A 13,705-nucleotide genomic window follows, 5' to 3' on the forward strand; every position below is an offset into this window, starting at 1 on the left:
GCAGGGCGTAGCACTTCTTGCCGAGCAGGGCGTTGCCGCCGTAGCCGGAGCCGTAGGACCAGATCTCGCGGTCCTCGGGGAAGTGCGAGATGTACTTGGTCGTGCTGCACGGCCACGGCACGTCGGCCTCGCCCTCCGCCAGCGGGGCGCCGAGGGAGTGCACGGCCTTGACGAAGAAGCCGTCGGTGCCGAGTTCGTCCAGCACCGGCTGTCCCATGCGGGTCATGGTGCGCATGGACACGGCGACGTACGCAGAGTCGGTGATCTCCACGCCGATCGCGGACAGCGGGGAGCCGAGCGGGCCCATGCAGAAGGGGACGACGTACATCGTGCGGCCGCGCATCGAGCCGCGGAACAGGCCCTTGTCACCGGCGAAGATCTCCCGCATCTCGGCAGGGTTCTTCCAGTGGTTGGTGGGCCCCGCGTCCTGCTCCTTCTCGGAACAGATGAAGGTCCGGTCCTCGACGCGGGCGACGTCGGTGGGGTCGGAGGCGGCGTAGTAGGAGTTGGGGCGCTTGATCGGGTCGAGCCGGCGGAAGGTGCCCTTCTCGACCAGCTCGCCGCACAGCCGCTCGTACTCGGCCTCGGATCCGTCGCACCAGACCACGCTGTCCGGCTGGGTCAGTTCGGCGATCTCGTGGACCCACGAGATCAGTTCCTGGTGGTTGGTCGGGACGGAGGGAGCCGCGATGTCGCGCGCCACGATTGCTCCTAGATGAGGGGTTTTTTGTTGGAGGCCCCGTGGGGGCTGCGGCCCGGATGCTGCACGATTCCCGATCTTCGGCGCTCATCCGGTGCCGACCGCACTCATCTGATCATCCGACGCTCGCGCCCATCTGTCCAGAAGGCATCACAGGTGAGCGACGTGAGGATCGCCACGCATAACCCGCGTTCTTTGCGTCCGCTTGACGTCCCGCTGAAGATTCTTTTGAGGGATCCCGGCCGGGCCCGCCGGCGGCCCGCGTGAGATGATGGCCACTCTTCGCCCCTCAACCGCCGACCCTGATCCGTAACTTACGGGTCCGTAGGTACGATGCCGCCCATGACTGCGCCCGCCCCCGACGCCTCCACGGACACACCGGCCGCCGGCCGCGGCCCCGTCGCGTTGTCCCTGCCGCATCCGGTCAAGCCCAAGCTCCGCGGCTGGCTGCATCTGGCCATGTTCCCGGCCGCGCTCATCGCCGGTCTGGTGCTCACCGCCCTGGCCGACTCCACCCGCGGGCGGATCGCCTGCGGGATCTACGCCCTGACCGCCTGCCTGCTGTTCGGCGTGAGCGCGCTCTACCACCGGGGCGACTGGAGCCCGCGGATGGACGGTGTGCTGCGCCGCCTGGACCACGCCAACATCTTCCTGATCATCGCGGGCACCTACACCCCGCTCACCCTGCTGCTCCTGCCGGAGACCAAGGGCCAGTGGCTGATGTGGGGCATCTGGGGCGCGGCCCTCGCGGGCATCGCCTTCCGGGTGTTCTGGGTGGGCGCCCCGCGCTGGCTCTACACGCCCTGCTACATCGCGATGGGCTGGGCGGCCGTCTTCTTCCTGCCGGACTTCATGCGCACCGGCGGTATCGCCGTGCTGGTCCTGGTGATCGTCGGCGGGCTCCTCTACAGCGCGGGCGGTGTGATCTACGGCATCAAGCGGCCGAACCCGTCACCGCGCTGGTTCGGCTTCCACGAGGTGTTCCACTCCTTCACGCTGGCCGCGTTCGTCGTCCACTACGTCGGCATCTCGCTGGTGGCGTACCAGCACACATAGGCGATTTTCAGCCTTCTCCTGGCCACGGCTTCCGAGCCGTGGCCATTTTTCATGCCTTCCGATACCCCACACAGGGTCAATTTTGACTGTGACTCGATTTTGAGAGTTACTCTCATTTCATGGACACTGTCACTACAGCAACCGTCACGCCCCACCCCCGTCGCTGGTGGGCCCTGGGCGCCCTGGTCGCGAGCATGCTGACGCTCGGCTTCGACATGACGATCCTCAACGTGGCCCTGCCGACCATGGCCGCCGAACTCGGCGCCGGCACCGGCGAACAGCAGTGGATGGCGGACGCCTACATCGTCGTCTTCGCGGCCCTGATGCTCCCGGCCGGACTGCTCGGCGACCGGTTCGGACGGCGCCGGATGCTCGTCGCCGGACTCGGCGTCTTCCTCGCCGGATCGGCGCTCGGCGCGCTCGCCGGGGACGTGCGGTGGGTGATCGCCGCCCGCGCCCTGATGGGCGTCGGGGCCGCGCTGGTCACCCCGCTCGCGCTCTCCGTGCTGCCCTCGCTGTTCCCGCCCGGGGAGCGCACCAAGGCCGTCGGCATCGTCTCGGCCGGGTCCACGCTCGGTCTGCCGCTCGGCCCGATCCTGGGCGGCTGGCTGCTCGGCCACTTCTGGTGGGGCTCGGTCTTCCTGATCAACGTCCCGATGGCCGCCCTCGGCATCGCCGCCTGCGTCCTGCTGCTGCCCGAGACCCGCGACCCCTCCTCGCCCCGGGTCGACGCCCTGTCCACCGCGCTCACCGCGGCCGGCCTCGGCACCCTGATCTACGCGATCATCGAGGCGCCCGCCCGCGGCTGGTCCGACCCGCTGATCCTCGCCCTGCTGGCCGCCTCGGCGGTCCTGATCGCCGCCCTCGTGGTGCGGGAACGGCGGGTCGCGCGGCCGATGCTCGACATGGGGCTCCTCGCCCACCGCGGGTTCCTGTTCAACACCCTCGCCGCGACGCTGGTGATGTTCGTGCTGTCCGGCCTGATGTTCGTGCTGCCGCCCTACCTCCAGGCGGTCCTCGGCCATGACGCCCTCGGCACCGGGGTACGGCTGCTGCCGCTGATGGCCGGGCTGATCGTCGCCGCGCGCGCCGCCCAGCCGGTCGTGGACCGCTTCGGGGCCCGGGCCGCGGTGACCGCCGGACTCGTGGTGATGGCCTTCGCCGCGTTCCTCGGCAGCCGTACGACGGCCGGGTCCGGCTACGGCTTCACCGCGCTGTGGCTGACCTTCGTCGGGGTCGGCTTCGGCTTCTCCGTCGTCCCCGCGATGGCCGGCGCCCTCACCACCCTGCCCGCCGACCGGGCCGGCAGCGGCTCCGGACTGCTGATGACGCTGCGGCAGGTGGGCGGCGCGATCGGGGTCGCCCTGCTCGGCAGCCTGCTCGCGGGCGCCTTCCGCGACCGGCTCGACGTCACCGGACTGCCCGCCGACGCCGCCCACACCGCCGGGGAGTCCGTGGTCGCCGCGCATCTGATCGCCGAGAGGGCCGGCTCCGCGCACCTCGCCGCCTCCGCGAACGGCGCCTACGTCCACGGCATGACCCTCGTCCTGCTGGTCTGCGGGGCGGCCGCCCTGGTCGCGGCGCTGCTGGCCGCCGCGTTCCTGCCCGCCGCACAGGCCGGACGGGACGCGGAGAGCGCGGACGACGACATGGCCGCGCCCACGGCCGATGCCCGACAATGAGGTCCATGACGGCCGCACGCACCACCTCCCCCGCAGAACGCCCCCGGACCCCCCGGCCGGGCCTGCGCGAACGCAAGAAGACCAAGACCCGCGAGGCGATCCGCACCGCGACGTACGCGCTGATCAGGGAGCAGGGGTACGACACCACGACGATCGACCAGATCGCCGAGCGGGCCGAGGTGTCGCCGTCGACCGTCTTCCGGTACTTCCCCACCAAGGAGGACATCGTCCTCACCGACGAGTACGACCAGGTCCTGCTGGAGGAGCTGCGGGCCCGCCCTGCGGACGAGCCGTGGACGGACGCCCTGCGCTGGGTGATGCGGGAGGCCGTCCGCACCGGCGTCGAGGAGGACGCCGAGGTGGCCCGCCTGCGCACCCATCTGATGGTCCAGGTGCCCGCCGTGCGCTCCCGGATGATGGAGAGCATGTCGGTCACCGGCCGGCTGCTGTGCACCGCCATCGCCGAGCGCACCGGCGGCGACCCCGACAGCCTGGAGGTCCGCGTCTACGCCATGTCCCTGATCGGCGGTCTGATGGAGACGTCCCTGTACTGGGCGGAGAACGGCCACCGGGACGACTTCGAGACCCTCGTCGACCGCACCCTGACGGTCCTGGAACACGGGCTGCCGGCCGGAAAACACTGAGGCCGCCCACCCCTCCCCCGTGCCATCCTGGCGGGGTGAACGCAGCGCAGATCCACGTCGAAGTCGCCCCCGAGCTGGCCCTGTTCGTCCCGCACGCCCGCCGCTCCGGCGCCACCGCGCTGGCCGTCGACGGCGTCTCCACGCTCGGCCATGTCGTCGAGTCGCTCGGGGTGCCGCTGACCGAGGTCGGCACCCTGCTCGTGGACGGCCGCGCGGTGGCCGTCTCCCATGTCCCGGCGGACGGCGAGGCGGTCGCCGTCCGCCCGGTCGAGCGCCCGCAGCGGGTGCCCGGCGCCCCGCTGCGCTTCCTCCTCGACGTCCACCTCGGCACCCTGGCCCGCAGGCTGCGGCTGCTCGGCGTGGACACCGCCTACGAGTCGACGGACATCGGCGATCCCGCGCTCGCCGCCCGCTCGGCCGCCGAGCGGCGGGTGATGCTCAGCCGCGACCGGGGCCTGCTGCGCCGCCGTGAGCTGTGGGCGGGCGCGTTCGTCTACAGCACCAGCCCGGACGAGCAACTGCGCGACGTCCTGGCCCGGTTCGCGCCCGAGCTGCGCCCGTGGACGCGCTGCACCGCCTGCAACGGCATGCTGCGCGAGGCCACCAAGGACGAGGTCGCCGACCAGTTGGAGCACGGCACCCGGCGGTCCTACGACGTGTTCGCGCAGTGCTCGGCGTGCGGGCGGGCGTACTGGAAGGGCGCGCACCACGAACAGCTCGAAGCCATCGTGGAGCGCGCCCTCAGCGAGTTCGCCGGCGACCGCTAGCAGCGGCCGGCAGCGGCTAGGACAGCCGCTGACTCTTGGTCACATCACCCTTTCCGCAGGCCACGCCGTCCCGGTTCGGGTCGATGCGCAGCGGGTCGTCCTTGCCGTTGACCTCCAGGCGGCCGTAGTCGTTCGCCTTGAGCCAGGTGCAGCGGGCGGCCGCGGTCGCCTTGACCTTCTTGGGGAAGGCCGTGGGCACGCACACGTTGATCGACCCGTAGTGCCGGTCGCAGCCGGACACGGTCGGGGCGACCTTCTGCGAGGTCCGCTTCTTGCCGGGCCCGGTGACCTTGCCGGACAGGTCGTCGGCGAAGGTGTGGACGTGCGGGGCGGCCGTCGTGCCGTCCGAGACGGAGAACGTCGACGGGGAGTCCGCGGTGAGCGCGGCCGGGCCCTGGAGGTGCACCCACTTGGCCACCGACGGCACGCCGTTGGCGTCCACCGCGAAGAGCATGTACCAGCCGGGCGGGGCCAGGTTGGGGTTGCTCGTCACGTTCAGGTCGATGTTGTTGCCGTCGACCGAGAGCGGCAGGTCCACGAACCGCTGGTTGGGGTCGGAGGAGTGGGTGACCGCCGCCGGGCGGATCAGCTCCGCCTTGGCGATGGGCCGGTCCACGGTGATCCGCTGGGTGTCGCCGTAGTTCCACTCGGTGTCGATGACCGAGGTGATCGTCGGCCGGGTGCCCTTGAGGAGATAGGGCGGGGTGTAGATCGACACGTTGTGGTTCCAGGTGCCGTTGCCCGGGTTGTCACCGGTGGACATCACCCGGCCGTCGGGCAGCAGGAACGACGACGAGTGGTAGCCGCGGGCCTGCGGATCGGCGGTGACCGGGTCGAAGGTGTTGGTCTCGGGGTCGTAGAGCGAGGACTCGAAGACCGGATCGGCCCGGTTGTGCAGCGCGCCGCCGGTCTCCAGGACCTTGCCGTCGGGCAGCAGCACGGCGGAGACGTACATCTTGCCCTGGGCGCCGGTCTGCGGGACCTTGCCGGCGCCGAGGTCGACCGTGCCCTGCGGGATCGGCGGTCCGGCCACGTACGTGGGGTCGGGCTGCTTGAGGTCGATGACGTCGGTCAGCCGGTTGGCGTCCGGGTTGGAGTCGATGTTGCCGCCGCCGAGGGTGAGGACCTTCTGGTCCTGCGCCGGGGGCAGCAGCACGCTCGCCGACTGGTCGCGCTGGTCCTTGTTCTGGAGACCGGGGACCTGGGTGACGGTGTTGGCGTCGTAGTCGTAGATCGCGGCGCCGGTGCCCGGGATGTTGTTGCCGAAGACATGGCTGCCGGAGTAGAAGAGCCGGCCGTCCTGCATGAGGATCATCGACGGGTACAGGCCCCAGTACGACCAGGTCTGGTTGACCTTCCACAGCGGCTGCCACTGCTGTTCCTCCTGGGAGAACAGCTCCGCGGTGACCGAGCCGGTGGAGTCCTCGCGCAGACCGCCGAAGGACAGCACGTCACCGTTGCCCATGATGGTGGCCGACGGGTACCAGTGGCCGTCGTTCATGTCGTTGGTCTTGATGTAGCTCTCGGTGGCCGGGTCGAAGATGTACGAGTCCTTGAAGCCCTCGTAGCCGTGTCCGCCGGGCACCGGGTACGCCTTGTTGCCGCTCATCACGAGGACGCGCCCGTCCTGGAGCTGGACGTGTCCGGCGCAGAACATGTCCTTCGGGGTGGGGATGACCTTGTAGCTGCCGTTGGCCGGGTCGTACACCGCGGAGGTGAAGGTGCCCGCCTCGAACTGCTCCTCGCTGTTGCCGGAGCCGGCGATCAGCAGCACCTTGCCGTTGTGCAGGACCACGGAGTGCATGGAGCGCACCGGGTTCTCGGTGGGCAGCACGTCCCAGCGGCCGTTGGCGCACTCGTCGGCGGTGCCGGTGCAGGCGGCGGGCGGCAGGACGTCGGGGACCTGCTCCATCGTGTAGTCGTCGGTGGTGGCCGAGCCGGTGCCGTAGACGGAGACGCCCCAGGTGATCTGGTCGGTGCCGGCGGGCACCTCGGGGGTGCGCACCGACGCCTCGGTCCAGGCGGCGGCCGTCTCCAGCGTCTTGAGGTCGGTCCAGTACTGCCAGCCGGCCGTGGTGTCGTGCCGGAACAGGGTGACGGCGGTGTCGGGCGTCGTCGACTTGTACCAGAGGGACAGGTCGTACTGCTTGCCCGGTGTCACCGTGGGCGCGCAGGCCGCGGACTCGGTGATCAGCGCCTTGCGGTCGCCGTCCACCCGCCGGGTCAGGGTCACCTTCATCGCCTTGGACCCGGTGTGGGCGTCGGAGGTGTGCTCGAAGGTGAAGTCGTTGTCGCCCCAGCCGGACTTCTCCCAGCAGTGCGGCATTCCGTCGGTGCCGGCGGTCTCGAAGCCGGGGTTGGTGATGAGGTTGGCGGCGGAGGCGGGTTGTGGTCCTGACAGCAACAGCCCTCCGGTGAGGGCCGTCACCGCCAGGACGGCGGTTCTCCTACGGCGTCTGTTCACGCAGTGCTCCTTGCGGTGGAACGGCTCCTGCGCAGTCCCTTGCGCGGGAGGTAGACCAGCGCTTCCGTGCCGGCGAAGCGCAGGACGAACGTGGTCACCAGCGCCAGCGCGGTCGCGGACAGCGCGTCCATCCCGAAGCGGTGCACGAACAGCGCGATCAGCGGGATGCGCAGCACCAGGTCGGCGTTGGCGAGCAGCGCGAACCGGCCGACCCGGTCCCACCAGCGGCGGTGGGCGCGGCGGTCGCGGAACAGCAGGTGTTCGATGAGGACGAAGTTCCAGGCCACGCCGAGCTGGTTGGCGAGGATCTCCGCCGGTACGTAGTGCAGTCCCGCGGCGGTGAGGGCGTACAGGCCGAGCAGGTTCGGCAGGAAGCCGCTCAGGCCGATCAGGCCGAAGCCGACCATGCGGGCGGCCGGGGAGGCGGTGCGCAGCCCGGCCAGATGGCGCAGGAAGCGCAGGCCCTCCTGTGCGGAGGACTTGGACTCGCCGGCGAAGCGGTCCTGGAAGACGAACGGGACCTCGCTGACCCCGCGCGGCCTGCTGCGGACGGCGAGTTCGAGGAGGATCTTGTAGCCGAGCGGTTTGAGGACGTCCGCCGTGACGGCGCTGCGCCGGATCGCGAAGAAGCCGCTCATCGGATCGCTGATGCCGTGCAGCCGGCGCGGGAACAGGGACTTGGTGAGCCAGGTCGCGCCGCGGGAGACGGCGACCCGGTAGCTGCCGGCGAGTCCGGCGCGGCTGCCGCCCTTGATGTACCGGGAGGCGACGACCAGTCCGGCGCCGGAGCGTTCGCCGGTGGCGACCAGCTCCGGTACCAGGGAGGGCGGGTGCTGGCAGTCGCCGTCCATGACGACGATCCAGTCCGACCCGGCGGCCTTCATGCCCTCGACGACCGCGCCGCCGAGCCCGCCGGCGGGCACCTCGCGGTGGATGACGGTGACCGGGTACGGGCAGTCCTTGGCCGCGTCCCGGATGACCTCGGGGGTGTCGTCGGTGGAGTCGTCCACGAAGACGACCTCGCAGGGCAGCCGGCCGGGCACCGAGTCGGTGATCAGGTGCAGCAGACGGCGGATGTTCGCGGACTCGTTGAAGGTCGGGACGACGATGGTGACGGCGGCCGGTTCGGCGAGTTCGGCGGTGCGCAGATCGGGGACGGGTGCGGTGGACTCGGTGTGGTCGTGGCTCATCGGACGCCTCCGGAGACGGTCTGGATCCGCCGGATCTCGATCCGGTCCTCGCCGGTGCCGAAGGTGGCCACGGGCGTCGAGTGTTCGAGGGCGGCGCCCACGCTCGGCAGGTCGCGGGCGTCACGCCGTACGGTCGGGGAGGCGACGACGTAGTCGATGTCCCGCCAGCCGTTCGGCAGGGTCTTGGTGACGGCGGGGTCGAGGTCGGCCTTGTAGAACCAGATCGCGCCGAGGCCCGGCCGGTAGCCGGCGTGCACGAGGTCCAGCCAGAGCGCGTCGTCGACCAGGACCCGGGTGTCGGCCGGGTTCTCCACCTCGGTGGCCAGCCACTTGGAGGCGGCCTGGTAGGGGGCGTTGGCGTCGGCGGTGAGGGCGGTGCGGTTGCCGTCGTACCAGTGCGGGACGACGTAGGCGCCGGCGGCCAGGGCGAGGACGACGGCGAGGGCGTAGCGGCCGCCCGTTCTCCAGCGGACCTCGTCCGGGCGGCGCCACCGGCGGAGCACGCCGTGGGCGACGCTGGCCGCGGCGGCGGCGAGGACCAGGGCGAGGAAGGGCAGCGCCTGGATGACGTACATCGCGGGCAGGTAGCCGCTGGGCCGCATCGCGACCAGGCCGAGGATGGCCACCGCGAGGGAGGGTCCGGCCAGGGCGCGGGCGGTGACCGACCAGCGCCAGGTCAGCAGGAGCAGCAGGGCGCCGGCGAGGCCGCCGACGATCAGGACGCGGTCGTAGTAGAGCCAGGACTGGAGGACGCCGTGCGAGCCGGAGCCGGCGTCCAGGATGAAGCCCGAACCGGGCCTGGTCATCTGGTACTTGATGCCGTCCCAGAGGGAGACATGGCCGCTGCCGGGGAACAGCTCGCCCTTGAGGAGGGCGAACAGCGGGTACGAGAAGCCGATCAGGGCGCAGGCGGTGACGGCGCCGGTGACGGCGAACTTGCGGGTGTCGCGGTGGCTGTGGCGCCACATGGTGACCAGGACCGCGGGGAGGACGAAGAGCATCGTCTCCTTGGTGAGCACGGCCGTCGCGGCGGCGATGCCGGCGCCGAAGTGGTGCCAGAGGTGACGGCTGGGCGAGGCGGCCAGGGTGAACGCGAGGAGCGTCCACATCACGGCGAGGTTGTCGAGGAAGATCTCCCGCTGGAGGACGACGGACAGCGGGGAGAGCCCGAACAGGGCCATGCCGAGTCCGGCGGCCCAGCGCGGCAGCGACAGCCGCCGGCCGAGGACGTAGACGAGGACCGCGCTGACGGCGCTGACCACGAGCATCGCGGCGCGCATGGTGCCGACGGTCATCGACTCGGGGCTGATCAGCTTGGGGATCCAGGTGAGCAGGGCGAGCTGGATCCAGCCGAACGGCGGGTGGTCGTACCAGTAGGTGTAGTGGGCGAGGCCGCGGCCCTCCTGGACGGCCCACGCCTGGGCGAGGTAGGTGCCCTCGTCGTCGCTGAGGGTGGGGTAGTCGGCGATGTTCCAGCCCTGGACGACGAGGATCGCCACCAGGAGGACACCGCAGAGCAGGAGGTCGGGACGGGACGAGCGGAGCCGCTTCGGCGGGGCTGTTCGGCCGGTCGGACGCGTATCAGGCACAGGTCGGCGCTGCGCGGGGACCTTGGCTGTGGTCACCGCGGGAAGGGTGGAGGTCACGCAGGAACGTCCTCTCGGGTCACTGCGGGTTCGGGTGCCGCGTCGGTCAGGTGCGCCCCGGTGTGCTCGGTCAGTTCCCAGTCGTTGCGGCCGCGCTGCTCGCGCCAGACGGCGCGCAGGGCCGCTCCCGCGAGGAGCACCTGGTAGAAGGGGCCGCCCACGACGAGCTTGACGTAGTGGACGAACCGGACGCGCAGGCCGTACTGCTTGCCGAAGTCGTGCAGTCCGACGAGTTCGAAGACGAAGGTGACGAGCGCGGTCACGGCCGGCAGGAAGGTGACGAAGGCGATGCCGACGGGGACGTCGAGGAAGAGCGCGATCGCCACGTTGAGCGGGATGATCACGCCGGAGAACGCCTGTAGGAAGGGCGTCATGAGGGTGTAGCGGGCGAGGAGGCGCTGCCCGAAGCCGGGGAGCTGCTTCCAGTCCTTCTTCCGGTACACCTGGAGGAAGCCCTGGTTCCAGCGGGTGCGCTGCTTGAGCAGCGACATCAGGGAGCCCGGGGTCTCCTCGCGGGTCACCATGTCGGAGTCGTAGGCGACGACGACCTTCTTGCCGACGCTGGACAGGCGGACGCCCAGGTCGCAGTCCTCGGCGAGGCAGTTGGGGTCCCAGCCGTCGGCGGCCCGCAGCACGTCGGTGCGGACGAAGACGGTGTTGCCGCCGAGCGGGATGAAGCCCTTCTGCGCGTGCAGATGGAGCCGGGAGCGGAACCAGAAGAAGTACTCCAGGCAGTTGCGCAGGCTGTACCAACTGGAGTGGAAGTTGATGAGCTGGACGCCGCCCTGGACGACGTCCGCGCCGGTGGTGCGGAAGGCGTGGTCGACGTGGGCGAGCAGCTCCGGGTGGACCTGGTCCTCGGCGTCGAAGACCCCGACGACGTCGCCGCGGCAGTGCGGCAGCGCCGTGTTCATGGCCTTCGGCTTGTTCTTCTTCTCGTGGGTGTCGACGACGACCCGGACCCGGGTGTCACGGGCGGCGGCCCGCTCGGCCACCGCCGTGGTCTCGGGGTCGTCGTGGCCCACGATGACGATGATCTCGAAGTCGGTGTGCGTGGACTCCAGCAGGCGCTGGATCGTGTGGTCCAGCACGGCCTGTTCGTGCCGTGCGGGAAGCAGCAGCGAGAAGGAGACGTGTTCGTCCCCGTCCGGACTGCTGAACCGAGTGGAGGCGAGCACTTCGGGCGTACGCCACGCGTGCATCTGCCACCACAGGGTGAAGGCCGCCATCCAGAACAAGGCCAGGGATATGGCGGTGATGAAGACAGACGTCAGCAAAACAAGATCCCCCCAGATCTCACTACCCCCTGTCGCGACGGCCTGTCACAGGCGTCGCGTCACTGTGAGGAGATTAGGGGGAAACTGTGAACCGCGGGGGATCTTCCGATAAATAGCTTGTTTCGCAACTGACCTGCCGGTAACCGGACTTATCCCGAACAGACGCTCACCTTCCGCGTCTGTCAGGGCCTGTCACCGATGCGTTTCAGCCGTTCAGCGCGGTGCGCAGACGCTCCGGATCGGTCGTCGGAGCGTCACACGTAAAGTTACGGCAGACGTACGCCGTCGGTTCACCGTCGCGCAGCGGCCGTCCGGCGAGCAACGGAAACTCGTCACTGTCCGTGGCCCCATAGGCTACGACAGCGCCCGGGGCGGTGCCCAGCAGCGCCGTCCGGAGCAGCTCCCGCGCCGCCTCGTCCTCGAACCCCTCGAACCTCTCTGCCACGACGGCGACTTCGCGCGGACCGTCGAGCAGCGCCTCCGCGGCGGCCAGTCCCCAGCCGACGAACCGGGGCACCCGCGGGCCGAGCGCCGCGACGACCCCGAGGGCCCTCTCCGCGGCCGTACGGTGCGGCTCCGAGCCGGTCTGGGCGGCGTACGACAGCAGCGCGGCCGCGGCGGCGGTCCAGCCGGAGGGCGCCGCGTTGTCGGTGGGGTCCTGCGGGCGCCGGATGAGCCGCTCGGCGTCCTCGGCGGTGTCGAACAGGGCGCCGGACTCCGGGTCGGTGAAACGGGCGAGCACATGGTCGAGCAGCAGACCGGCGAACTCCAGCCAGACGCCCTCCCCCGTCACCGAGGCGAGCGCGAGGAACCCCTCGGCGACGTCGCCGTAGTCCTCCAGCACGCCCGCGTGGGCGCCGGCCCGGCCGTCCTTGCTGGTGCGGAACAGCCGTGCCTGGTCGTCGAGATGGAGCCGCACGAGGAGATCGGCGGCGCCGACGGCGGCCTCGACCAGATCCGGCCGGCCGAAGTAGGCGCCGGTCTCGGCCAGCGCGGCGATCGCGAGGCCGTTCCAGGCGGCCACGACCTTGTCGTCCCGGCCGGGCGCGGGCCGCTCGGCCCTTCGCGCCAGCAGCCGCGCCCTGATCCCGGCCACCTTCTCCGCGTCGAACACGCCCTCCTGCTGCGGGAGTTGCAGCACCGAGGCGCCCTCCTCGAAGGTGCCCTCCTCGGTCACCCCGAAGTACTCGGCGGCCGTGCGCGCGTCGTCCTCACCGAGCACCTCGGCCAACTGCCCCGGCGTCCACACGTAGTAGGCGCCCTCGACGTGCCGCCCGGTCCCGTCGTCGCTGTCGGCGTCCAGTGCGGAGGCGAACCCGCCCTCGGCGGTGCGCAGTTCACGCACCATGAAGTCGGCCGTCTCCAGCGCGACCCGGCGCGCCGGCTCGGACCCCGTGGCCCGCCACAGGTGGGCGTACACCCGGCACAGCAGCGCGTTGTCGTACAGCATCTTCTCGAAGTGCGGCACGATCCAGTCGCGGTCGACGGAGTACCGGGCGAAGCCGCCGCCGAGCTGGTCGTAGAGACCGCCCCGCGCCATCCGTTCACAGGTGTCCCGGGCCATCTGGAGCGCGCCCTCGGCACCGGTGCGCGCGTGATGGCGCAGCAGGAACTCGATCACCATGGACGGCGGGAACTTCGGCGCCCCGCCGAACCCGCCGCGCTGCGCGTCGTACTCCCGGGTCAGCCCCAGCAGCGCCTGCGCCTGCTGCTGCTCCCCGGGCGGGCTGCCGTCGCCGTAGGAGATCTCACGGCCCGACAGATCCCGCACGATCTTCCCGGCGACCTCCGCGACCTCGTCCCGCCGCCCGTCCCACGCCTGCCGCACCCCCTCCAGCACCTGCCGGAAGGACGGCATGCCGTGCCGGGGCGCGGGCGGGAAGTAGGTCCCGAAGTAGAACGGCTCGGCGTCGGGCGTGAGAAACACGGTCATCGGCCACCCGCCCTGCCCGGTGGCCGCCTGCACGGCCTCCATGTACACGGCATCGACGTCCGGCCGCTCCTCCCGGTCGACCTTGACGGCCACGAAGCCGGCATTGACCAGATCGGCCGTCTCCTGATCCTCGAAGGACTCGTGGGCCATGACGTGGCACCAGTGGCAGCTCGAATACCCCACGCTCAGCAGCACCGGCACGTCCCGCCGCCGGGCCTCCTCGAACGCCTCCGGGGACCAGGGCCACCAGTCGACGGGGTTCTCGGCGTGCTGGAGCAGATACGGGGACGTCTCGTCAGCAAGGCGGTTCGGCATACGGCCATCCTCGCGCACCGGGGCTCCGGTC

The 13,705-nt window shown here is 70.8% G+C and carries 9 protein-coding genes and 1 pseudogene; 4 read left to right on the top strand and 6 right to left on the bottom strand.

Annotated elements, in window-relative coordinates; genetic code table 11:
• A pseudogene (locus tag G6W55_RS20105) lies at positions 1-703 on the bottom strand (phosphoenolpyruvate carboxykinase); the annotation flags it as partial.
• A 339-nt stretch (positions 704-1,042) separates the two neighbouring features.
• Between G6W55_RS20105 and G6W55_RS20110 the strand changes: the two are divergent.
• The 4 genes from G6W55_RS20110 (at position 1,043) to G6W55_RS20125 (ending at position 4,849) form a co-directional block, all read left to right on the top strand.
• Positions 1,043-1,756 (top strand): hemolysin III family protein, encoded by a 714-nt coding sequence (locus G6W55_RS20110; RefSeq protein ID WP_175522230.1) that lies wholly within the window; start codon positions 1,043-1,045, stop codon positions 1,754-1,756.
• Positions 1,757-1,875: 119 nt separating this feature from the next.
• Positions 1,876-3,438, top strand: coding sequence for an MFS transporter (locus G6W55_RS20115; protein WP_175522231.1), 1,563 nt, complete (start codon positions 1,876-1,878; stop codon positions 3,436-3,438).
• Between the two features lie 5 nt (positions 3,439-3,443).
• Positions 3,444-4,082, top strand: coding sequence for a TetR/AcrR family transcriptional regulator (locus G6W55_RS20120; protein WP_175522232.1), 639 nt, complete (start codon positions 3,444-3,446; stop codon positions 4,080-4,082).
• Positions 4,083-4,117: 35 nt separating this feature from the next.
• Complete coding sequence (locus tag G6W55_RS20125) at positions 4,118-4,849, top strand: Mut7-C RNAse domain-containing protein (protein WP_030783545.1); 732 nt, start codon at positions 4,118-4,120, stop codon at positions 4,847-4,849.
• A 16-nt stretch (positions 4,850-4,865) separates the two neighbouring features.
• On the opposite strand, the gene G6W55_RS20130 is transcribed toward G6W55_RS20125, so the two are convergent.
• The 5 genes from G6W55_RS20130 to G6W55_RS20150 all read right to left on the bottom strand — a co-directional run bounded on the left by G6W55_RS20130 (position 4,866) and on the right by G6W55_RS20150 (position 13,674).
• Positions 4,866-7,313 carry a galactose oxidase-like domain-containing protein gene (locus G6W55_RS20130; RefSeq protein WP_175522233.1) on the bottom strand — a complete coding sequence of 816 codons (2,448 nt, stop codon included), beginning with the start codon at positions 7,311-7,313 and terminating at the stop codon, positions 4,866-4,868.
• Entirely contained in the window at positions 7,310-8,503 is a 1,194-nt protein-coding gene (locus G6W55_RS20135) for a glycosyltransferase family 2 protein (protein ID WP_030783539.1), read from the bottom strand. The genes G6W55_RS20130 and G6W55_RS20135 overlap by 4 nt, the downstream gene beginning before the upstream one ends.
• Positions 8,500-10,149: a glycosyltransferase family 39 protein gene (locus tag G6W55_RS20140; RefSeq protein WP_085207764.1), complete on the bottom strand. Its 1,650-nt coding sequence runs from the start codon at positions 10,147-10,149 to the stop codon at positions 8,500-8,502. Before G6W55_RS20140 ends, G6W55_RS20135 begins: the two co-directional genes overlap by 4 nt.
• Positions 10,146-11,426 (bottom strand): glycosyltransferase, encoded by a 1,281-nt coding sequence (locus G6W55_RS20145; RefSeq protein ID WP_085207765.1) that lies wholly within the window; start codon positions 11,424-11,426, stop codon positions 10,146-10,148. The genes G6W55_RS20140 and G6W55_RS20145 overlap by 4 nt, the downstream gene beginning before the upstream one ends.
• A gap of 205 nt (positions 11,427-11,631) precedes the next feature.
• On the bottom strand, positions 11,632-13,674 hold the full coding sequence (locus G6W55_RS20150; RefSeq protein WP_175522234.1) for a thioredoxin domain-containing protein: 2,043 nt from the start codon (positions 13,672-13,674) through the stop codon (positions 11,632-11,634).
• Positions 13,675-13,705 lie beyond the last annotated feature (31 nt).

Origin of the sequence: Streptomyces sp. CAI-85 (assembly GCF_013363615.1) — a bacterium.
Lineage (GTDB): Bacteria > Actinomycetota > Actinomycetes > Streptomycetales > Streptomycetaceae > Streptomyces > Streptomyces antibioticus_B.

What these genes read in the sequence shown, in the direction of transcription:
- G6W55_RS20135 (WP_030783539.1), bottom strand. Translation starts at nt 8,503, where the DNA reads ATGAGCCACGACCACACCGAGTCCACCGCACCCGTCCCCGATCTGCGC.
- G6W55_RS20110 (WP_175522230.1), top strand. Translation starts at nt 1,043, where the DNA reads ATGACTGCGCCCGCCCCCGACGCCTCCACGGACACACCGGCCGCCGGC.
- G6W55_RS20150 (WP_175522234.1), bottom strand. Translation starts at nt 13,674, where the DNA reads ATGCCGAACCGCCTTGCTGACGAGACGTCCCCGTATCTGCTCCAGCAC.
- G6W55_RS20120 (WP_175522232.1), top strand. Translation starts at nt 3,444, where the DNA reads ATGACGGCCGCACGCACCACCTCCCCCGCAGAACGCCCCCGGACCCCC.
- G6W55_RS20115 (WP_175522231.1), top strand. Translation starts at nt 1,876, where the DNA reads ATGGACACTGTCACTACAGCAACCGTCACGCCCCACCCCCGTCGCTGG.